Below are 21,404 nucleotides of genomic sequence, written 5' to 3' on the forward strand. Positions count from 1 at the left end.
GGTGACTTTCCTGGTCCGCGCACTGGTGGCTCCCTGATGAACCATTTGCCGGAGAGTTCGACCGCTCGCCCGCGGCGGGTACGGACCTACCTGACCCTATTCGCCATCGCGCTGATCCTTCCTGTGCTCGCCGTCTCTTTCGTTGGCCTGAACCGGATGGCGGCCATCGAGCAATCGCAGATCGAGCGCCGCGTCATGCAGATCGCTCAGAATATCCGCTTTGTCGTCGACAGGGAGCTCGATAGGGCGCTGGTGACCCTCGAAACCTTGGCGACGTCATCGGAGCTCCGGAGCGGAGATCTGAGCGCATTCCATCAGCAGGCTGTCCTCGCGCTGAGGCCGAAGAAGGCCGCGATCGTGCTGATCGACACTTCGTATCGACAACTCGTCGACACACTCAAGGACTTCGGAGCCGAGCTGCCGCCAACGTCCGACCCGGTCACGGCGCAGCGGGTCATAGATACCGGAAAGCCTCAAATATCGAACTTGTTCAAGGGATCGGTCAACGGTCTGCCGGTCTTCAACGTCGAAGTGCCAGTCTTCGACGACGAGAAGCGCGTGCGATACGTACTGATCATGTCCTTCCAAGCTGCATACGTCGCCGACGTCCTAGCGGAGGTTAGGCTCGACCCTGCCTGGCTCGCCGGCGTGACCGGTAGCAACGGCATTGTCGTTGCCCGGTCCCAGCAGCAGGACGAATATGTCGGCAGACCTCTGCCGGCTGAATTGTTCGAACAGACGAAAAACGCCGATCGCGTCTATCCAGCCGTCAATATTGCCGGAGAGCACGTCTTGCGCGCCAGCGTCAAATCTGAGCGGGCACCCTGGTTCGTGTCCGCGACCGTGCCGCTCTCGCACACGCAGGAGCCCTACGACCGGAGCCTATTCTTCGCCGTGTTGCTGGTGGGGCTGGCGCTCATACTCGGAGGGTCTCTTGCCTATCTGTTCGCCAGGCTGATGGCACGGCCGCTCGACGAAGCGACTCACGCGGCAGCAGCTGTTGGTCGAGGCGAGGACGTATCCGTCAACCCGACCTCGTTGCTTGAAGCGAATGTTCTGATCGAGACGTTGGCAAAGGCCTCGAAGGAATTGAAGGAGCGCGCCCGGCACTCCGATTTCCTCATGCGCGAACTGGTTCACCGGGCCAAGAACCAGCTTGCCGTCGTCAAGGGCATGGCGCTTCAGACGGCGCGCGAGAGCGCCACCGTGGACGAATTCATCGGCCGTTTTGACCGCCGGATTCTGGGGCTGGCGCAGTCGCAGGACCTCCTGCTCAGCCAGAACTGGCGAGGAGCCTGGATGCGCGATCTCGTGCATGCTCACCTCGAACCGTTCGGCGCTGGGCCCCGCGCTCAAACCAGTGGGCCGGACATCTTCCTGGACACGACGGCGATTCAAAACGTGGGCTTTGCCCTCCACGAGCTGGCGACGAACGCGTCGAAATACGGTGCGTTATCGAATGAGGCTGGACGGCTGGTCGTGGTCTGGGAGGCGCTGGAGAACGGCGCGGCCCGGCTCACATGGGGCGAACACGAAGGCCCGGCGCCGCACATGGAGCAGGAAGGGTTCGGCTATCGCGTGATTACCGAGCTCGTTCCGCGGGCGCTGAACGGCTCCTCAAAACTGGATTTTACCCCGCAGGGCGTGCGGTGGGAGCTTATCATTCCGGCTGACCATGTCGTCCAATAAAACGAGCCCAAGCCTGCGCAGGAGTGAATGTGGACGCGAACAGATTGAAGGTGCTGATCGTCGAGGACGAGTTCTTCATCGCTCTGGATGCCGAGGAGCAGGTCAGGTCGCTCGGCCATATGGTGGTCGGCACCGCAGTCTCCGCCGAGCAGGCCATCCGGATCGCCGGCGAGGAAAAACCGGATGTCGTACTAATGGACATCCGACTCGTCGGGCCGGTCGATGGGATCACGGCCGCCCTGGAGATCCGATCGCTCTACGGCATCGAGGCGATCTTCGTGACTGCGAACACCGACCAATCGACGCTGGCTCGAGCCGAATCCATAAAGCCCCTTGCGGTTTTGCAAAAACCGCTGACAAAGGACAGGCTCGCAACACAACTGTCTCGCTTGCTTACACGAAGCGGCGCCTGATGCCGCACATTCCCTTGCGTTCGGGATGCGAGGGCCTGATGTGGGAAAGAGCGCGCGGATCTGCTGGTGACTGACGTCAGACCTCCCGGCGAACTAAACTTGCCGGGTTGCAGCCTTTATCGTGATCGGTTTCGCCTCAAAAACCTCGCTTAGGGCATCAGCCTTCGTGGCCGAGCCTCACGACCAGCTCGTTCGGCAGGAGCACTTTTTTGTCAGCAGAGCTCGTAGGCCACAAGGTCTCCCCCTGGACCAAGCCCGGCATGTCCAGCTCATGGTCGGCGAAACTGGTGACGATCTGCAATGCTTTGCCAGATCTCGTACGCCACCGGACATCCAGCCCACCAGCGGAACTGTCATTGCCGAGGAGTCTGCTGTCGGCGGAGACAATCCCGCTCCGCAGCAGCGGGACGATCTTTTGGCGACGGATCTGCAGCAACTGCTGTGTCAGTCGCCGGACTTTCAGACTGGTTGGAGAACCGTCGATGTGGGACCAATCCAGCTTCGAGGCGCGAAAAGTTTGCTCGTCACAAGGATCAGGAATTTGAGCACGCAGCTCAGGCGTCGAGAACGCCCTGAAGTGCGCAAATTCCTTGCGACGGCCTTCTCGCGTCAGCTCGGCGGCCTCGCCGGACCAATCTGCGAAGAACAGAAACGGGGTGTCGACTGCCGCCTCCTCGCCCATGAACATCATTGGAATGTGGGGGCTCAGCAGAACCAGGGCGAAAGCCTGTGTGAGTTTTTCCGGACTTACCAGTTTCGACAATCGCTCCCCATGAGCACGATTGCCGATCTGATCATGATTCTGCGCAAAGAAGATGGTCGCTTCAGGCGGAAGATGAGCACTCGGCTCGCCGCGCGGTTCGTTGTGGAGCGGAAATACTTCGCCCTGATATGCAAATCCCTCGCTCAAGGATCGTGCGAGGTGCGCCAGCGGCTTGTCGGCAAAGGCACGGTAGTAACCTTCATCCTCTCCTGTCAGAAGCACATGCAGCGCGTTGTGAAAGTCGTCACTCCACTGCGCGTCATAGTACCTCGTATGGCCTTGCTGGCGCTCAAGTAGACGGGCCTGGTTCGCTTCGTTCTCCAGCACCAGGTGCACGCGGCGGCCCGGCAATTCGTGACGCACGGTCTCGGCGAGCTCGACGAGAAAGTGCCGATCCGAATCGTCCTTGAGCGCGTGGACGGCATCGAGGCGGAGGCCGTCGAAGCCGTAGTCGCGCAGCCACATCAGTGCGTTCTCAATCAGAAACTCGCGGACGAACGCGCCCTCGCGCCCCTCCAGGTTGACCGCAGGTCCCCACCCGGTCGTATGACGACTCGTGAAAAAACTCTCCGCATAGCTGTGCAGATAATTCAGTTGCGGTCCGAAATGGTTATAAACAACGTCGAGATAGACCATGATGTCGAGCGCGTGAGCGGCCCGCAGAAGGCGCTTGAGATCCTGTGGCCGGCCGTAGCGCGCGTTTGGAGCGTTCAGCAGCACGCCGTCATAGCCCCAATTGTGCCGGCCGGGAACGTCGTTGAGCGGCATTAGCTCGATGGCCGTAATGCCGAGATCGCGCAGATAAGGCAACCTGCTCTCGACGCCGGCATAGGTCCCTTCCTGGCTGAAGGCGCCGACGTGCAGCTCATAGATCACCGTTTCCGCCCAGGACCGCCCTGGATAGAGGATGGCGTCCCGAAGCGTCGCGGTGTCGACGACTTCGCTCGGGGCCCCGACATCGTCCGGCTGAAAGAATGAGGCAGGGTCCGGGACGACCAGGTCTTCATTGATTCTGAACTGATAGCGTGTGCCTGCATGAGCGGTTTGACTCAACACTTGATACCAACCATCTCCGTCGCGTGGCATGCGACACGGCGGTCGATTAGCCTCGAGCAATTCGACCGATTGCGCGGATGGCGCCCAGAGATTGAAGACGACCCCATGATCCACGATCTGCGGACCGTGGCGCCGGATCCGGCCGGCTGCTCCTTGTCTCTGACCCAAAATGCTTGCCTTTCACGCTGCATGTTCACCACAGCATGCTCTGGCGGGGCCTTGCGGCATCTCAACTGCTGTACAAATGCTTAAGCATGCGAGGCACGAACAAGCTCGCGTCGGTGCGATCGTTCCTCGGCGGCGTTCGCCAGGAAGACTAGTCTTACGTCGTCCGCCTCTCAGCCCTAAGGCTTCTGTACACTTTTGCACCAAGCACAAAAAAGCGTACTCCATTGCAGCTTTGTGGAACGATTGCTGCGACGCAGAATTTACAGATGGCGCTTCACTGGGATAGCGCATCTGGAATCCAAAAAGATGGTTGGCTCAGACCACTTCGGCCGGCGGGCGTAGGGGATGCGTATCCTGTTCGCGACTCCCGAAGTATCGGACTTCGTTCAAGTAGGCGGTCTTGCCGCCGTATCGGCGGCTCTCCCACGCGCCCTTCGCAGTTTTGCTGACGTACGCGTCATCATTCCCGGCTATCCCGCGGTTCTACGCGGGCTCAAGGACCTCCAGCCAATCGGCCGATGCCCGCCATTCGCCGCTCTTCCGGCGTTCGAGGTCGGTCTTGGGCATAGCGCGGATGGCTTGAGCTATTATGTCGTTCGTTGCCGGGAGTTGTACGAGCGGGAGGGAACGCCCTATGCCGATGGGTGCGGCGCTGACTGGTCCGACAACAACGTTCGTTTTGCGACCTTCTCTTACGCTGCCGCGCAGCTCGCCAGAGGCCTGGTCGACAAGGATTGGCAGGCCGATCTGGTCCACGCCAACGATTGGCAATGCGCGCTGATCCCCGGCTATCTGGAATGGCATTACGCCCACATTCCGACGGTCTTCACGATTCACAATCTCGCCTATCAAGGTGTCTTTGACCGGAGTTCGCTCGCTCCGCTGGGCATTCCGGAAACCAGCTTCAATATCGATGGCGTGGAATTCTACAACCGCCTGTCTTTCATCAAGGCCGGCCTCGTCTACGCCTCACACCTGACGACCGTGAGCCAGACCTATGCCCGGGAAATCACCACTGCCGAGTTCGGATGCGGGCTCGAAGGACTGTTGCGGCAGCGTGCCGACCGCCATCAGCTGTCCGGAATCCTGAACGGGATCGACGAGAGCTGGGATCCGCGCACGTGCTCGTCGCTGTTTCAACCGTTCGGGGCGGGCGATTGGGCGGAACGCGCGATGAACGCCGACGATGTCCGGGACCAGTTTGGTCTGGCCGTGTCCCGCGGTCCGCTGTTCGCCCTCGTCGCGCGCCTGGTCCATCAGAAGGGCGTCGATCTCGTCATCGAGAGCGCGCAAGCGATCGTCGACGCGGGCGGCCAGATCGTCGTCACCGGCAAGGGCGAACCCCGCTTCGAGGAAGCCCTGCTGCAGGCGCAGGCGCGAGCCCCGCAATCGATTGCGGTCAAGATTGGCTTCGAGGATGCCGAGGCGCGCAAGATTTTCGCCGGCAGCGATTTCACGCTGATGCCGTCGCGCTTCGAGCCTTGCGGCCTGAGCCAGATGTATGCCCAACGCTTCGGCTCTTTGCCGATCGGCCATCGCACCGGCGGTCTTGCGGAGACGATTGTCGATGGCGAGACGGGCTTTCTGTTCGATCGGGCGTCGGCTCCAGGCTTTCTCGGCAGTCTTTGCCGCGCCTTCTCGACCTTCGGGATGAAGGACAGGCTCGACCAGATGCGCAGAGCTGCGATGGCGCAGGCCTTTAGCTGGAGGCAGTCGGCGAAAACATACGCAGATCTTTACCGATCATCGATCTAGAAAGATATCGAGCACGGACCATGAAAATCGCGCAAATCGCTCCGCTTGCGGAAAGCTGCCCGCCACGGCTCTATGGAGGCACCGAGCGCATTGTCTCGTATTTGACCGAAGAGCTGGTTCGCCAAGGGCATGACGTCACGCTGTTCGCGAGCGGAGACTCTGTCACCTCTGCGGAGCTGGTGCCTTGCTCGAAAATGGCGCTGCGGCTCGATCGCTCGGTGAAGGATATGACGCCGTATCACGTCATGATGCTGGATCAAGTTGCCAGGCGAGCCAACGAATTCGACGTCCTGCACTTCCACATCGATCATCTGCACTATCCTTTGATGCGGCACCATGCGGAACGGATTGTCACGACATTGCATGGACGTCTCGATCTGCCCGATTTGAAGCCGTTCTACTCCGCCTTCCCCGAACCTCCGCTCGTCTCGATTTCGGACGCACAACGCCGCCCGATGCCCCCGGTCAACTGGCTCGGGACCGTGCTTCATGGATTGCCCGAGAACATCCTGCCATATCGGCAAGCGCCGTCAGGGGACTATTTTGCGTTCCTTGGGCGCATCTCCCCCGAAAAGGGACCAGACAAGGCGATCGAGATCGCCGCGAGGACCGGCGTGCCCCTGAAGATGGCGGCCAAGATCGATGCCGCAGATCAACACTATTGGGAGCAGGTGATCGCGCCGATGATCGCGGCGCATCCGAATGTCGAATTCATCGGCGAGATCAATGAACTCCGGAAAGCCGATTTCCTTGGCAATGCGCGTGCGCTGCTCTTTCCAATCTGTTGGCCGGAGCCTTTCGGTCTCGTCATGATCGAGGCGATGGCGTGCGGCACGCCAGTGGTTGCCCTTGCCCACGGCTCTGTGCCTGAGATCATCGATCACGGCCTGAGCGGATTTGTCGTTAATTCCGTCGAGGAGGCGGTCGCGGCGGCCAACGCTGTCGAGACATTGGATCGAGCGGCGATTCGCAAGCGGTTCGAACAACGGTTCACGGCAGAGCGAATGGCGAGGGACTATCTGGCCGCCTATCGCCGGTTACCCGCACTTCGGCAAATACCGCAACTGGACGTGCGCCCGGCCCTCGAGAGTAACAGCCAAATCGGGATGCTGATACCTTCTGCAGGTTTGGACATCGCTGCCGCCACTGCTGGCTGACATCCTTGAGCCGCATCGGAACGGAATCAGCGAGCGGTGGTTACGATGACACACAGGAGTTGCTGCCATGCGCCGCTCGACACCCAAGCCCATCCGCAACAAGCTCGACCTGACCGATCGCGTTCAGATGCGGCTTGTCAGAAAACGTCTTGGCCTTTCCGATGCCGAGCTCACCGCCATCGTCGGGCGGATCGGAAACTCGATTGCCGCGATCAGCAAGGAAGCTGCCCAGCAGCGGGCCAGCGCTCCGCGTAAGCCGGCGGATGTGCCTGCCGCAGCCGTTATCGCCGCTGCGGCCGCCGAGCCGGCAACTTCGGACGTAGCCGTGCCTGCGCCAGCGTCCTGACCGCACTGCTTTAGGGGGAGATATGGACCAGAAAGCGCGTCCGGACGACGCCTTGACGCGAGCGGCCTTGAGCCTGCGCCGCTCTCGCATCACCGAAGGCAAGCCGTTTCCGCTCGGCGCCACCTGGGACGGCCTTGGCGTCAACTTCGCGCTGTTCTCGGCCCACGCCACCAGGGTGGAGCTCTGCCTATTCGACGACGAGGGTGAAACCGAGCTCGAGCGGATCGAGCTGCCGGAATACACCGACGAAGTCTGGCATGGCTATCTGCCCTCGGCACGTCCGGGCACGGTCTACGGCTATCGCGTCCACGGTCCCTACGAGCCCGACGCAGGGCACCGGTTCAATCCCAACAAGCTCGTGCTCGATCCCTATGCCAAGCAGCTGGTCGGGCAACTGCGCTGGGGACAGGAACTGTTCGGCTACCAACTCGGCCACGCCGACAAGGATCTGTCTTACGACGAGCGCGACAGCGCCCCATTGATGCAAAAGTGCCGCGTCATCGACCCCGCGTTCACCTGGGGTGCGGCGCGTAAGCCCGAAGTGCCCTGGGAACGGACGATCGTCTACGAGATGCACGTGAAGGGCTTTACCCAGCTGCACCCGCTGGTGCCCGAGGCAGACCGCGGCACCTTCTCAGGGCTCGCGCATTCGGAAATCCCCGGTTACCTGCGCTCGCTTGGAATCACCAGCGCGGAGCTGTTGCCGATCCATGCCTTCGTCGATGACAGCTACCTGGTGGACAAAGGCCTGCGCAACTACTGGGGCTACAATTCCATCGGGTTCTTCGCCCCGGAGCCGCGGTACCTGAAGACGCCGTTCGCGAACGAATTCAAGGAAATGGTCAACCAGTTCCACGCTCACGGCATCGAGGTCATCCTGGACGTGGTCTACAATCATACTGCCGAAGGCAACGAACAGGGCCCGACGCTCTCGTTCAAGGGCATCGATAATGCCAGCTATTACCGCCTACTGCCGGACCAGAAGCGTTACTACATCAACGATACCGGCACCGGAAACACCGTAAATCTGTCGCATCCGCGGGTGCTGCAGCTGGTTGCGGATTCGCTTCGCTATTGGGCCACCGAGATGCGGGTCGACGGCTTTCGCTTCGATCTCGCCACCATCCTGGCACGCGAGCCTTATGGGTTCGATGAAGGCGGCGGCTTCCTCGACGCCTGCCGCCAGGATCCCGTGCTCTCCAGCGTCAAGCTGATCGCAGAGCCCTGGGACATCGGCCCCGGCGGTTACCAGGTCGGCCAGTTTCCGCCGGGATGGGCCGAGTGGAATGACAAGTTCAGGGACACTGTCCGCGCCTTCTGGAAGGGTGATCCGGGCACCCTTGCCGATTTTGCCAAACGCATCACAGGGTCCGGCGATCTGTTCAACAAGCGCGGGCGCCGGCCGTGGGCCAGTGTCAACTTTGTCACGGCTCACGACGGCTTCAACCTCAATGATCTCGTGTCCTACAACGACAAGCACAACGAGGCCAACGGGGAAGAGAATCGCGATGGCCACAGCAACAACCATTCCTGGAATTGCGGCGCCGAAGGACCCACGGACGATCCGGCGATCACGGCGCTGCGCGAACGGCAGAAGCGAAACATGCTCGCGACGATGCTGCTGTCCCACGGCACGCCAATGCTGCTCGCGGGAGACGAGTTCGGACATACACAGCGAGGCAACAACAATGCTTACGCTCAGGACAACGAAACCACCTGGCTCGACTGGATGGGAATTACAGGGAACGGCCGCAACCTTCGTGAATTCGCGCGCAAGCTGATCGCGATCCGCAAGGCCTTCCCGATCCTCTATCGCAGCCGGTTCTTGGTAGGAACCCACAATGAAGAGCTCGACGTCAATGACGTCACATGGCTCTCGCCGTCTGGCGAGGAGATGACCACAGAGCAATGGCAGGACGGCAACGCCAAATGCTTCGGCATGTTACTCGACGGACGCGCACAGGAGACCGGGATCAAGCGGCGCGGATCGGACGCGACCATGCTGCTCGTCTACAATGCCCATTATGATGTCGTGAATTTCACTCTGCCGGCCGTCGCCGAGGGACGAAGTTGGTTAGGGCTGGTGGATACCAATCAGCCAGAGGCGCAGATGCCCGCATTTGAATTCGGACAGGCTTACGCGGTGACCGGACGATCACTTGTGGTGTTTGGTCTCGCGACCGAGAACACCGCAACACGCCGCTTGCGGCAAGGCCTCGGTGCGCTGCTGGACGTTGCCGAGGCGCCCCTCGAGCCGGCTTGATCAACGCCGCGGTTCCAGGGCCTCGCGAACCATTGGCAGACGATTGGAGGATCTCTGATTGTCGCAGTTGGCGCCGCGGTCCTCGCCGCTTTCCAAGACGAGATTCCGCCCACGGCAATCCCGAGCCCACAAGATGAATGATGGGCGCTTTAGCTGGGACAGCATTATTGGAACCCTGGCACTAACTCCGACTTGCTGTGCACAACCTTGTTGACCGAGCTGGCACAGCGGCCCTTTTCTGTACCAGCCGAACGGCGATCTTGCGCAGTGTCCTCACGTCGTGGACGAAGAGCGCGACGGGAGGATAGCTTGCGGATTCTTGTAGCCGAAGACGAAGACTTGATCCGGGATGTGGTCGTAGACATCCTGCAGGCGCACGGTCACGACGTAATGGAAGCCGATAGCGGCGAGCGTGCGGTTCAGCTATGTGCTGAGGCCGCACCCGAGCTGCTCGTCACCGACATCAGGTTAGCCGGAAACTTGTCTGGCTGGGATATCGCTATCAAATGCCGGGAGGCGAATCCGGACGTCCCAATCATCTACGTAACCGGCTACACACACGCTGCCCCGCGCCCGGTGTCAGGGAGCATCATGCTCCAAAAACCATTCAGACTGGAACGCCTTCTTGAGGCGATGAAGTCGCTCACCGGCAAGTAGCAGGACCCGTGCTGTCTGCCTATAGTGGATACCAATGCAAGGCCTGAAACCAAAAGAAAAGGCCCCCTCTGGGGCCTAGTTTTTTTAGGAGAGGACCCACAAGTCACAGAGCCAACCCGTCCTGTATTGCCTCGTTCCTAATAATGCCTGCGAAGCTGTCGCTCCAGCTCGATAGCTTGATCTGCGTTATAGGCTCGCTTCAAGGCCTTGCGCTCCTCGCCCGCGGCCGTTGTTATAGCGAAGGGATAGAGGCGCCCGCTTCGATCAAGCCTGCGCTCTTCAGATCTTCCCAGAAGGGCGTCGGGATCTTAGCTTGCAATGAATTCCAGTCCTCTTCGATCTGCTGAGCGCTGCGCGCCCCCACCACCAGCGCGACGGCGACGTCCGCCGCTGCAGAAAACTGCAGGGCCGCCGTCCGCAGATCCACGCCGTATCGGGCTGCTACAGTGCGGAGCTTCTCGCGCTTTTCGATCGCCTCGGCTGGAATCTTGAAGTTCTGCTTGCCGTAGTTGTAGCGCGGGCTTCCGGAGATGAACCCGGCATTAAGCGAGGAGCCGATCACAAGGGAGATGTCCCTCTTACGAACCGCCGGGAAGAGTTCATGCACGGCGCTGGCGTGATCGATCAGCGAATACTGCCGGGCGCACAGGCACACGTCCGGATCGGCATCTTCCATCACCTTGAGGATCGGCAGGGGCGTATTCACACCGATACCCCATGCACGAATGATTCCTTCGTCGCGCATCTTTGAGAGTGCCGGAAAGGCGCCTTTACGGGCGCTCTCGTACTGCTCCTCCCAGCCGTTCGGGAAGAAGGCGAAGTCAGGAGAGATGTCGTGCACGAACGCTACATCGAGGCTATCGACGCCGAGCCGCTGGAGGCTATCCTCGATCGAGCGACGCACGCCGTCGGCGGTGTAGTCGAATACGACGTCATTGGGCGAATCCGAGAGCGGATAAATCTCGGCATGCCGGTTGTTCTTCGAGGCCTTGAACAGTTTCCCAACTTTCGACGAAAGCAGATATTCATCTCGCTTCTTGGTGTGGAGAAGCCGTCCGAACCGCCGCTCGGCCAGCCCGAAGCCGTACCATGGCGCAACGTCGAAGTAGCGCACCCCGACCTCCCAGGCCGCTTCGAGCGTGCTTTCGGCGTCCTTGTCGGTGTGCTTGTTGAACTCGTTGCCGAGCGAAACCCCGCCGAGCCCGAAGCGAAAGCGGGGCTCAAAAATCTGCTGCGCGCGATTGGGCATGTTTGGATTGACCTTTCGCCATTGGCGATCACCTGACGTGTCGGGCATCAAGGTGCGCTTACTTGATTGGACCTACGAGACCCCTCTGCCGATCTGAACTAACAACCTCGGCAGATGCTTTTGATCTTTTTCTCCAAGGCAACGTCTGGTGGATCGCGCGACTGCGCGCCGACTGACCTATCCATCGGTCGTTGCTCGACCGCTGGCGTCGGCGAGCGATGGCTGTGTCGTTTGCTGGCCTCTGCAGAATGAACAAAAACTAGCGCGGCTACGACGGCAAGTGATGCTAACGCAAAGACTTTCAGCAACTTTTGCAAATCTTCCCCACTGTCCTATCGGCCTGGTTGTTCTCTCGATCGATCTTGGCGTCGCTGTCCTGTTCGTTCGTAGTCGTCGGTTTTCCGATTCCGCCCGCAGGCGCAGTGTTCTGCGCGTTGGCGCCGGAAGCGCCTGACGGGGCCGCCGTGCCTGCCGTATTTGTTCCCGGTGTTGATCCTGTGCTGAGCCCGTTGCCATTCCCCGCGCGTTGATCGGGGAGTTGGCCCGTTGCCGCGTCGCCGGTCGTCTGGTTGTTGGTGGTGCCGATCGCCGCATTTCCCGGGCTCCCGGTCGGCCCTGTCGCGGACGACCCATTTCCGTTCGTCCCGTTGGCAGCCGCGCCGGCAGATCCTGCCCCCGCAGATGTTGAGCCTGTTCCTGCAGCACCTGACGTGGCGCCGCCGCCCGTACCACCACCAGCGGATCCGCCGCCGCCGCCTCCGCCTCCACCTCCACCTTGGGCGAACGCGGCCACGGGAACGAGAACAGCGGCGAGCAGAGCAAGTCGGGAGAGCTTCATGTCGACACTCCTTTTGCGACCAAGCCACCTCCGCACGTTTCGTTCCTGTCATCCTCGGGCCTTATGAGGAACCGGTAGAACTCGCCCTCGGTCAGCACCCGCGCGATATCGCACGCCACTACTGTCGCCCCCGACCCGCACCACGCCCAGCACCCAACATTGATGCAGGACTGCCCCCAACGAGAGTACCGGCCATTTGAGGTGTTCTCGGAAGCATCGAGGAGAGCGTCCGGAAATGGTACACGACGCTAGGCGCGGCCCTTCAGAGAATCGAGACGCTTGCGGAGAAACGCCAACACCATGATCTCGTCGGAGGTGAGCTTGGCATACTGGCGCTTGAACTTCTGCGCGATCTTGGCTTCAATCATCTTCACGAGGTCACCGGACATATAGGCGTCCAGGACTTCCGGATGCACGTAGCACTTGCGACAGATTGCCGGTGTGTTGCCGAGCTGCTTCGAGACGCTCTCGATCGCAGCTACTACGTTGCGCTTCGCCTCGGCCTGGCTATCGTACCTTTTGAATTCGGCGAGGGCCAACGCTGCCAAAACCGTCCCGGCCCAAGTGCGGAAATCCTTCGCGCTGAAGTCCTCGCCCGTAATGTCCTTGATGTAGGCGTTGACGTCGCCGGAATCGACGGTGCGCGGCTGTCCGTCGTCATCCAGGTATTTAAAGAGTTCGTGTCCCGGTATCTCCGCGCAGCGCTTCACTATCGCGGCTATTCGCTTATCCTCCACTCGGAGCTTCCATTGCTTGCCGGACTTGCCCGTGAAGTCGAACCGAAGCACGCCGCGGCCGACCGCGACGTGCTTGCGGCGCATGGTTGTTAGCCCGTAGGACTTGTTCTTCTCGGCGTACTCGGCGTTGCCGACTCGGATCAATGTCTTCTCCAGAAGACTAACGATTGTGGCCAGCACCTTCTCGCGGGGCAGTCCGTCTCGCTTCATGTCGGCGGCGACCCGCTCCCGCAGAGCGGGCAGCGCGGCAGCGAACTGGATGATGTGCTCATATTTATTCTGGTCGCGGAGTTCTCGCCACTTCGGATGGTAGCGGTATTGCTTGCGGCCCCGTGCATCGAGCCCGGTCGCCTGGATGTGGCCGTTCGGCGATGGGCAGATCCACACGGATTCGTAGGCCGGCGGGATTCCGATTGATTTGATGCGTCGGGTGATCGTGGCATCGGTGATGCGCCTGCCGTCCTTGTCGTAGTAGCTGAAGGTGGTTCCGGTCCGTTTGCGCGTGTACCCAGGCGTGGAGTCGCTGACGTAGCGCAGGCCTTCTTCCGCGATGGTGGCCGCGACCTCGGCGGTGCGGTCCAGTATCTGTTCTTCGTTGCTGGTCTGTCGGAGCATCGGCCTATCCCTCGGAAGCACCCTGGGGATCGAGGCTCCGCTCTTTCTCAAAGGATGAAGATACCAGTTGGTTCCGCTCTGAGCTCGGTGGATGCGCCAGAGACTAGGTTGCAGCGCAAATATCCGAGACCTCGGATGAGAGCCGGCCGGTTCCATTCGACAAGACGCTGCGCAGCCGATGAAGCTGGCTTAAGTTCAGACAATCGCCACAAAGTTCATTGACACGCTCCCACACAGTCAGTCTCCACCAAGGCCGCGATGTCCCTATATTCACTTGATGTCTTGCGTCAGCGCTATGTCATCGAGAAAAGACCGCTCGAGGCCAGCGTCGAGCAGATCTTGCGGGCCGACAGCCGCGCGGGAGCCCGGGCCATCCTGGCTGCAATCGATAAACGGCGCTTTGAAAACAGGTCCGAGGGGCAGCGCCTCCGCAAGATGCTTCGCTTCGAGACCTCTCTCTGGGACAGCGGCCATCAAGCCGTGGCAGGTGTGGACGAGGCCGGAATGAGCCCTCTCGCCGGGCCGGTCTCGGCCGGCGCCGTGATCCTGAAACCGGGAACGCGGATACTCGGGATCGACGACTCGAAAAAGCTTGATGCGGCGGCTCGCGAAGAACTCGCGAAGGAGATCAAGGAGAAGGCAGAGAGTTGGTGTGTGACGTTCGTCGAGGTCGAGGAGATCGACGCGATCAACATCTATTGGGCAGGCATCCAGGCCATGCAACGCGCGGTCCGGGGGCTAGGGCTGACGCCGCAGCACTTGCTGATCGATGCGAAGCGGTTGAAGCAACTCGACATCCCTCAGCAGGCGATCATCAAGGGCGATGCCAAGTCCGCCAGCATCGCCGCCGCCTCGATTCTCGCGAAAGTCGAGCGCGACGCCGTCATGCGGTCGCTCGACCTGCGACACCCCGGCTACGGCTTCGCGGATCACAAGGGCTATCCGGTGCCGGCTCATTATGATGCGCTCGCCAGGCTTGGCGCATGCGCTGCTCACCGGCGGTCGTTCGGACCCGTACGCAAGGCTCTCGGGCTGCCGCCCCTGCCGCCGTGGCCTTCGGCAGCCGAGCGCGACGCCGGCTGAACAGGTCGTACGCTTCGTTTTGGCGGCACTATTTTCGCGACCACTTCTTTTCGCGTACGACGTCCTTCGCGTTTTTGTCGGTCCGCAGCCCGAGATAGACCGGCTGGCGCAGCTCGCCCTTGCTGGTCCACTCCGCGAACTTCACCTCCGCGACCAGCGCAGGACGTACCCAGGTCGTCACCTGCTCATCCTTGACCTTGGGAGGAAACGGAGACTTGGCAGTCTTGAGCTTCATGAGTTTGCCGTGAAGCTCTTCGAGAACTTGGTGGCTGAAGCCGGTGCCGACGCGGCCGATGTACCGCCACGCATCGCTTTCGCGTACCGCCAGCACAAGGGCGCCGAAGAAGGGCCGGGTTCGCCTCGGCGCCGTGAAGCCGACGATCACAACCTCCTGCCGCTGAGCGGTCTTCACCTTCAGCCAGTCGGCGGTCCGGCGTCCGGACGCGTACGGGCTGTCGGCGCGCTTGGCCATGATGCCCTCAAGATGTCTCCGCTCGGCCTCTGCGAAGAACTTTGTGCCGCTGCTATTGCGATGGTTGCTGAACGCGATCAGCTTGTGGCGCGGCAGGATGGCTTTAAGCCGCTTCTTGCGCTCGAGGAGCGGCAGTGCCCGCAGATCCTCGCCATCTGCGAACATGAGGTCAAATGCGCAGTAGAGAAGCTTGGCCTCGTGGCGCAGGGCGTTTTGAAGCAACTGGAAATGGGACACGCCGTCCTTGCCGATCGCGACGAGCTCGCCGTCGATGACGGCGTCGACCTTCACCCTCTCAAGTGCTTTCGCGACCTCGACATACGAGTGGCTGATGATTTTCCCGTTGCGGCTATAGAGTGCGACCCGGCCGCTGCGGATTTCCGAGACCATGCGGAAACCATCAAACTTATCCTCGAAAACCCAATTAGGATCGTCGAACGGCGAATCGATCAGCGTGGCCAGCATGGGCTGCAGGCGGCGAGGCAGGGTTGATTTTCGGGCCATGGCCATACTTTCTACAGAGCTGGCAAGGCCCGAAGCGAGGAGGGTGGAAGGCGAACCCGCGCGGCATCACCAGCTGCGACCGTCCCGCCGGTCCGTACCACCCCCAGCACGCCGGATTTGAATGGAGCTCCCCTTTCCGCCGACGAGAGCACCTGCCGCTTAAGGCCGGCTCGGAAGCGGTCGATGAGGACGCAGGGCGTCCGGAGGCCGGTCAGCTCAACGACTGCGGCCGGCCCGAGCTCGATCAGCGTCCCGAGCGGCATCCGTTCGAGGTCCAGGCCGGCGGTGGTGATGTTCTCGCCGAGGTCTCCCGCTGCAACTGAGAAGCCGGCATCCGAGAGGGTCGCAAATAGCTCGGATGGCATCAGGTGAACCTGCCGCAGATTGGGAAGATGCGGCTGACGACGGGCGAGATAGCGGTGCCGGACGAATGCGCCGGCGTGGGCGTCGCCTTCAACACCATGGCCTTCCACAAGCACAATCTGATCCCGTGACGGCTTGCTGAAGTGGTGGCCGCGATCGGATGCCACAGCCACCACTTTTCCCACCAGTGAGACATCCTCCGCTAAGGGCATCAGGCGGCCCGGGCCAGCGAGCGCCGCCTCTGCCGGAGGTAGCGTGTGATCGCCGGCAACGTCATCGCGTTCAGGATCCGGTCGGCGGGGACGCCGCCCTTGCGGGCCATCTCGACGCCCCAGTGCATATGATCGAGTTCGGGAATCGAGTGTGCGTCCGGATTGATGCTCAACATGCAGCCGAATTCAAGCGACGCCTGGTGCCAGCGCCAATCCAGATCGAGCCGCCACGGGTGGGCGTTGATCTCGACGACAACGTCATGCTTGGCGCAGGCCCGAAGCACCTTCTCCACGTCGATTTCGTAGCCCGGCCGCCGCTGCAGCTGCCGCCCGGTCATGTGGCCGATGATGGTCGTGTGAGGATTGGAGATGGCCCGAAGCAGGCGCTGCGTCTGCGCCTTGCGGTCCAGCTTGAAACGGCCGTGGATGCTGGCGACCACGAAGTCGAAACGTTCAAGCACTTCGTCCTCATAGTCGAGCGACCCATCCGCCAGAATGTCGGACTCGATGCCTTTCAGGATCCGGAAATCGTTGCCGAAGCGCTTGTTGAGCCGGTCGGCTTCCCGGTGCTGCTGCGCAATCTCCTCCACCGACAGACCTCCGGCATAGTGCGCAGACTTGGAGTGGTCGGCGACCCCGAAATACTCGAACCCGCGCTGGCGGGTCGCTTTCGCCATGGTCTCCAGGGTCTCTGTCCCATCGGAAGCGTCGGTGTGGCAGTGCAGGATTCCGCGCAGGTCCTTGTCAGTGACGAGCTTCGGCAACTTACCCTTCAGAGCCATCTCGACCTCGCCACGGCCCTCCCGGAGCTCGGGGTCGATGAAGGGCAGCCCGAGAGCCTGGTAGATGTCGGCCTCCTCGCCGGCCACCACGGTTCGGCCCTTGTGCAATCCGTCAGCGTCCAAGCGCATGCCCTTCTCGGCCGCCAAGGCTTGGAGCTGCTGAATATGCGCTGAGGAGCCGGTGGTGAAGAGAAGGGCCGCACCGAAGTGCTTGCGGTCGGCCAACCGGACCTGCAGTTCGTCCGGCGATGGCATCGATGCCTTTGCCGCATTGGCAGCCTCCGCGACGATGGCGAGGTCGCCGACGAGCTCGCAGCCTCGACGGAAATCGCCGGCGATCGTCACGCGCTTGAGCTCAGGCCGGGCCTTCCGGATGGATTCCTTCGCGTGCGCGAGAAGGGCGGCGGCTCGGTGGAGGTGAAGGCGGCCTTCACCGCTTTTGGCGATTGCGAGATTCTGCAGGATCTTGGTCTGCAGCGCGGCACCGAGTCCTTTCGCCTTCTTGATGCGATCGTCCTTGGCGGCGACCTCCAATTCCGCGAGCGAGGTGATGCCGAGATCCCGGTAGAGCCGCAGCACCTTCTCGGGCCGCAAACCGGGTACAGCCAACAACTCAAGCACGCCAGAGGGTATTTCCTTCCGAAGCTTTTCCAGGCTCGGATGAGTGCCCGTCCTGTGAAGTTTGGTGATGATGTCGGCTATCGCGTCGCCGACGCCCGGGATTTCCGTGAGTCGGTCTTCGGCGACGAGCACCGCCAGAGGAACGGCAAGGGCCGCCAGGCTGTCGGCAGCCCGAGAGTAGGCTTTCGCGCGATAAGGATTGCCGCCCCGCAAGGCTGTGCGCTGCGCGTACTCCCGCAGGAGACTTGCCACACCGCGAGCGTCGAGCGAATGCATTCACCGGGCCTCCCGGTCCACGCCTTGCGGCGCCGCGGGAGTAAGGCGACCCAAACGGTTACTTCGCCGGCGATCAAGAGAGCTCTCGAGCTGCTGAGCTGCGCGAAAGTCGTCAAGGTGCTGAATATTGGGCCCGTAGGCAGCTTCCTTCTTGAGGAGATTGTAGATCCGGCCGGCCACTGACTGCAGACGCTTCATCCGGCCCCGCGGCATCGATCGCGCCTTGCAAAGAGCTCGGACGGCGTAGGCTCGGAAGTAGTCGAATGCGTCTGACATGATGTCAGTAAACGCCGCCTCTCGTCGAGAGTTCGAAGACTTACGCAAAGATCGACCGCCCAGGGCTGCACTTCGGAATCCGAAGGCCCCAGTCTCGGGGGAAGACTGAGGCCCATGGGGATCGGTCCCACAAGGGGCGCGTTGTGGCGACCTGTCATTCAACACGAAGGAAAAGCTCCCGTTCCCTCGCCTGTGTCGCCAGGGCGAAGCTCATTACGCCGAACGTAAGTGTACGCGTCTCCGCTCCGAAGGAACCATTTCGGGCGTCGCGGATTAGAAGACCGCAGCATTCATGGTGGTGCCGGCAGTTGCGCGATGCAACTGGCCAGCTTGAAAAGGCCCCGTCGCCAACGCGGGGCTTTTTCTTTGAAATCTTTCTACGAACCACGCGCTCGGGAGCTGATCCTGCGGTGGCGTGACAGGCCAGAGAACCAATGAGGAAGGGTGTTTCGCGCGAGTGGCCTCTTGCGCGATCAGGAAGTCGGCCAGTTCAGCGAGGCAAAGCTCGCTACCGCGACAATCAAAAAAGCTCCGATCAGAACCAGAACGTAAGTACCCATACGCGAAAAAACGATGTTGGCGTCGGAGTGTTCCGGCCGGCGGCGATCACCCTCCTAGGCGGGTAAGCGTCCCTTATGTACAAAAGTGAACTCTAAGTGGGGCCTTTGTAGAAGTAAGCCTGCCGGCGAAACAATGGCGCGCCGGTTGAGTCGTCTCATCAAGGGAGGACGGAGCGGCTCAATGGACGAACGCGCGAAGCTGGCGCACCAGATCGAGTTAGCCACAAGGGCGGCCGACTACATTCGTGACGAGGGCACCGCCAGCCGCTTGAGACGGTTTGCCGACGAACTGAGGCAGAAGTTATTCCCGTCCGCACGGGATCGAGAGATCAAGATGCGAGCGCAGGAGCTCTGGGAGCACGCCGGCCGCCCTGTGGGGCGCGACCTGGACTTCTGGCTCCAGGCGGAGCGGGAAATCAAAGGGCGGTCCGACGAGGCATCCGCTTAGAGGACAATGCGCATGGTCGCCATCATCAAACCATAAGCGCGCGACGGATCCTTGTCTCGTGGTAGCCTTACTGGTGCTCTCTGGTTCGGCCATGCCGCCGAACATCGTCGTCGACCGCGCCCAAGCGTTGGACACCCTATGGCTACGGTGCCGGCCCGAACTATATATGAGTGTACGTCCCACGGCGCATTCCCCATTGAAGAAGCCCTTGCTGATCTTTCTATTCCTCGTCTTTGCGCCGATTGCAGCATCCGCGGCGCGCTATTTTTGGCTGGGCGACGGCCGGGGGAACTGGCAGACGGCCGACCGCTCGACCGCCGGGCTATTGCCTTCAGCGGCGGCGCGTCCCGAAGCGGTCATCCGGGTCTTCGCCGCACGGACTGTGCGCTGGCGCAGCATCTTCGCCGTCCACACCTGGATCGTTGTGAAGGAAAAGGACGCAACGTCCTACACCCGTTACGACTACACGGCATGGGGTGAGCCGATCCGAACCAACGGCTTTGCGCCAGATGGCCGATGGTTTGGCGCCGTGCCGGAAACGATCGTGGCTGTCGAAGGCGAGCGCGCGGAAGCGCTCATCCCAAAAATCCGCTACGTGATCGAAAACTACAAGTTCCGATCCTACGGCGATTACAGCGCTTGGCCAGGTCCCAACTCAAACACTTTCGTCCAGGCCGCTTTGGATTCGGTACCGGAGCTGCGGGCAGTCTTGCCGCCAACCGCGATCGGCAAGGACTTCCCTTATGATGGTCGTTGGATCGGGATCACGCCATCGGGAACCGGGATTTTCGCCACGCTCGCGGGTTACGTTGGTCTTACCATTGGCTGGGTCGAAGGGGTTGAACTGAACTTCTTCGGCGCCGTGCTCGGCCTCGATCTGCGGCGTCCGGCGCTCAAGCTGCCTGGCCTCGGTCGCTTCGGAGTTGCTGCGGGGCTCTGAGTCGGACCATCAACCTGGCTCACGCCGATCGACGTCGCGCTCCGGCCGTCGGTGAGCTGGAACGAGCGCATGTGGGCAAACGGCGAGCCGATCGATCCCTCGCCGAGCATCGACCAGGCGATCAACGGTGGCTACGCTTGGCTTGAGACCCAGTGCTCGCGCTGCAAGACGCGATGCGATGTGGAACTGGCTGGATTGCCGCACGCCTCCACCGCCTTTGTCCATGACCTGTCTGGAAGGCTCCGCTGCAACGAATGTGCTAAGGCGGGACGCCCTGCCGCGACGTTGCTACAACTCGCCCACCATCCCCGCCCTGCTTCTCGGAAGACGTGACGATGTGCAATCTCTACTCGATCACCACGAACCAAGCCGCCATCAGCGCACTGTTCCGCGTGGTCAACCGCTACGTCGGCAACCTCGCGCCGATGCCCGGCGTGTTTCCCGATTACATGGCGCCGATTGTACGGAACGGTGCCGACGGACGCGAACTCGCGCTCGCGCGCTGGGGCATGCCGTCTTCACAGCAAGCTCTTCTGCAGGCCACCAAGAAGCGGGCCGAGAAGCTGCAAGCCAAAGGCAAGACCGTCGATTTCAAGGAACTGCTCCGAATGGAGCCAGACGGCGGCACGACCAACATCCGCAACGTGAAGAGCAAGCACTGGACGCGATGGCTGGGCGTCGAGAACCGCTGCGTGGTGCCCTTCAACTCGTTCAGCGAGTTCAACAGGGCCGAGGGCGGGGACATCTGGTTTGCGCTCGACGAGAACCGCCCCCTCGCCTGCTTCGCGGGCATCTGGGCCAACTGGACGTCGGTCAGGAAGGTCAAGGAAGGGGAGACCACCAACGACCTCTATGCATTCCTGACGGCGGAGGCGAATGCCGAAGTCTTCGCCATCCACCCCAAGGCGATGCCGGTGATACTGACCAAGCCCGAAGAGGTCGAAATCTGGATGACGGCTCCTGCCGACGAAGCATTGAAGCTGCAACGGCCACTTCCGGACGGCACACTGCAGATCGTCGCGCGCGGCGTGAAGGAAGACGCGAAGCCGACGACTTAATCCACAGGGTGCCGCGGAACACGTGGACAAGCCTCAGCCCTGCCGTTTGTGAATCCCTGCCCCGTGCTAACCGCCCGGAACGAGCAGGAAGGCGGAAGGATTC

General features: G+C 61.5%; 18 protein-coding genes and 1 pseudogene. 13 read left to right on the top strand and 6 right to left on the bottom strand.

All coding sequences use genetic code 11. The features are described from left to right. The first annotated feature begins 36 nt into the window (after nucleotides 1-36). Both ACVIIW_RS02415 and ACVIIW_RS02420 read left to right on the top strand, forming a co-directional pair. Complete coding sequence (locus ACVIIW_RS02415; protein WP_456699277.1) at nucleotides 37-1,689, top strand: sensor histidine kinase; 1,653 nt, start codon at nucleotides 37-39, stop codon at nucleotides 1,687-1,689. Between the two features lie 50 nt (nucleotides 1,690-1,739). Then, nucleotides 1,740-2,102 carry a response regulator gene (locus tag ACVIIW_RS02420; RefSeq protein WP_456705067.1) on the top strand — a complete coding sequence of 121 codons (363 nt, stop codon included), beginning with the start codon at nucleotides 1,740-1,742 and terminating at the stop codon, nucleotides 2,100-2,102. A 157-nt stretch (nucleotides 2,103-2,259) separates the two neighbouring features. Here ACVIIW_RS02420 and treZ read toward each other — a convergent pair whose 3' ends face one another. After that, the gene (gene treZ / locus ACVIIW_RS02425) at nucleotides 2,260-4,035 is read right to left on the bottom strand and encodes a malto-oligosyltrehalose trehalohydrolase (RefSeq protein WP_456699278.1); all 1,776 of its coding nucleotides are present in this window, start codon (nucleotides 4,033-4,035) and stop codon (nucleotides 2,260-2,262) included. Between the two features lie 399 nt (nucleotides 4,036-4,434). On the opposite strand from treZ, the gene glgA reads away from it, so the two are divergent. From glgA to ACVIIW_RS02450, 5 genes are all read left to right on the top strand, one after another. Beyond that, nucleotides 4,435-5,844, top strand: a complete 1,410-nt coding sequence (glgA, locus tag ACVIIW_RS02430) for a glycogen synthase GlgA (protein ID WP_456699279.1) — start codon at nucleotides 4,435-4,437, stop codon at nucleotides 5,842-5,844. Between the two features lie 20 nt (nucleotides 5,845-5,864). Further along, nucleotides 5,865-7,001 (top strand): glycosyltransferase family 4 protein, encoded by a 1,137-nt coding sequence (locus tag ACVIIW_RS02435; RefSeq protein WP_456699280.1) that lies wholly within the window; start codon nucleotides 5,865-5,867, stop codon nucleotides 6,999-7,001. A gap of 67 nt (nucleotides 7,002-7,068) precedes the next feature. Continuing rightward, nucleotides 7,069-7,347 carry a DUF3606 domain-containing protein gene (locus tag ACVIIW_RS02440; RefSeq protein WP_456699281.1) on the top strand — a complete coding sequence of 93 codons (279 nt, stop codon included), beginning with the start codon at nucleotides 7,069-7,071 and terminating at the stop codon, nucleotides 7,345-7,347. Nucleotides 7,348-7,369: 22 nt separating this feature from the next. Then, entirely contained in the window at nucleotides 7,370-9,610 is a 2,241-nt protein-coding gene (gene glgX / locus ACVIIW_RS02445; RefSeq protein ID WP_456699282.1) for a glycogen debranching protein GlgX, read from the top strand. 309 nt (nucleotides 9,611-9,919) lie between these two features. Beyond that, nucleotides 9,920-10,267, top strand: a complete 348-nt coding sequence (locus ACVIIW_RS02450) for a response regulator (RefSeq protein WP_456699283.1) — start codon at nucleotides 9,920-9,922, stop codon at nucleotides 10,265-10,267. Between the two features lie 232 nt (nucleotides 10,268-10,499). Here ACVIIW_RS02450 and ACVIIW_RS02455 read toward each other — a convergent pair whose 3' ends face one another. Both ACVIIW_RS02455 and ACVIIW_RS02460 read right to left on the bottom strand, forming a co-directional pair. Beyond that, nucleotides 10,500-11,564 (bottom strand): aldo/keto reductase, encoded by a 1,065-nt coding sequence (locus tag ACVIIW_RS02455; protein WP_456699284.1) that lies wholly within the window; start codon nucleotides 11,562-11,564, stop codon nucleotides 10,500-10,502. Nucleotides 11,565-12,602: 1,038 nt separating this feature from the next. Next, nucleotides 12,603-13,862, bottom strand: coding sequence for a DNA topoisomerase IB (locus ACVIIW_RS02460; protein ID WP_456699285.1), 1,260 nt, complete (start codon nucleotides 13,860-13,862; stop codon nucleotides 12,603-12,605). A 102-nt stretch (nucleotides 13,863-13,964) separates the two neighbouring features. Between ACVIIW_RS02460 and ACVIIW_RS02465 the strand changes: the two genes are divergently transcribed. Continuing rightward, entirely contained in the window at nucleotides 13,965-14,789 is an 825-nt protein-coding gene (locus ACVIIW_RS02465; protein WP_456699286.1) for a ribonuclease HII, read from the top strand. Nucleotides 14,790-14,817: 28 nt separating this feature from the next. On the opposite strand, the gene ligD is transcribed toward ACVIIW_RS02465, so the two are convergent. Both ligD and ACVIIW_RS02475 read right to left on the bottom strand, forming a co-directional pair. Beyond that, nucleotides 14,818-15,765, bottom strand: coding sequence for a non-homologous end-joining DNA ligase (gene ligD, locus ACVIIW_RS02470; protein WP_456699287.1), 948 nt, complete (start codon nucleotides 15,763-15,765; stop codon nucleotides 14,818-14,820). A gap of 11 nt (nucleotides 15,766-15,776) precedes the next feature. After that, nucleotides 15,777-16,130: an MOSC domain-containing protein gene (locus ACVIIW_RS02475; RefSeq protein ID WP_456699288.1), complete on the bottom strand. Its 354-nt coding sequence runs from the start codon at nucleotides 16,128-16,130 to the stop codon at nucleotides 15,777-15,779. A 3-nt stretch (nucleotides 16,131-16,133) separates the two neighbouring features. Here ACVIIW_RS02475 and ACVIIW_RS02480 point away from each other — a divergent pair, with 3 nt between their 5' ends. Beyond that, on the top strand, nucleotides 16,134-16,259 hold the full coding sequence (locus ACVIIW_RS02480; protein WP_456699289.1) for a hypothetical protein: 126 nt from the start codon (nucleotides 16,134-16,136) through the stop codon (nucleotides 16,257-16,259). 80 nt (nucleotides 16,260-16,339) lie between these two features. Here the strand turns inward: ACVIIW_RS02480 and ACVIIW_RS02485 are convergent, their stop codons facing one another. Next, nucleotides 16,340-18,019: a PHP domain-containing protein gene (locus ACVIIW_RS02485; RefSeq protein WP_456699290.1), complete on the bottom strand. Its 1,680-nt coding sequence runs from the start codon at nucleotides 18,017-18,019 to the stop codon at nucleotides 16,340-16,342. Nucleotides 18,020-19,036: 1,017 nt separating this feature from the next. Between ACVIIW_RS02485 and ACVIIW_RS02490 the strand changes: the two genes are divergently transcribed. From ACVIIW_RS02490 to ACVIIW_RS02505, 4 genes and pseudogenes are all read left to right on the top strand, one after another. Continuing rightward, nucleotides 19,037-19,303 (top strand): DUF2934 domain-containing protein, encoded by a 267-nt coding sequence (locus ACVIIW_RS02490; RefSeq protein ID WP_456699291.1) that lies wholly within the window; start codon nucleotides 19,037-19,039, stop codon nucleotides 19,301-19,303. 208 nt (nucleotides 19,304-19,511) lie between these two features. After that, the gene (locus ACVIIW_RS02495; RefSeq protein ID WP_456699292.1) at nucleotides 19,512-20,243 is read left to right on the top strand and encodes a DUF3750 domain-containing protein; all 732 of its coding nucleotides are present in this window, start codon (nucleotides 19,512-19,514) and stop codon (nucleotides 20,241-20,243) included. Between the two features lie 54 nt (nucleotides 20,244-20,297). Beyond that, nucleotides 20,298-20,576, top strand: a pseudogene (locus tag ACVIIW_RS02500) (hypothetical protein); the annotation flags it as partial. Between the two features lie 2 nt (nucleotides 20,577-20,578). After that, nucleotides 20,579-21,301: an SOS response-associated peptidase gene (locus ACVIIW_RS02505; RefSeq protein ID WP_456699293.1), complete on the top strand. Its 723-nt coding sequence runs from the start codon at nucleotides 20,579-20,581 to the stop codon at nucleotides 21,299-21,301. The last annotated feature ends 103 nt before the right edge of the window (nucleotides 21,302-21,404 follow it).

The organism is Bradyrhizobium sp. USDA 4449 (assembly GCF_054056275.1).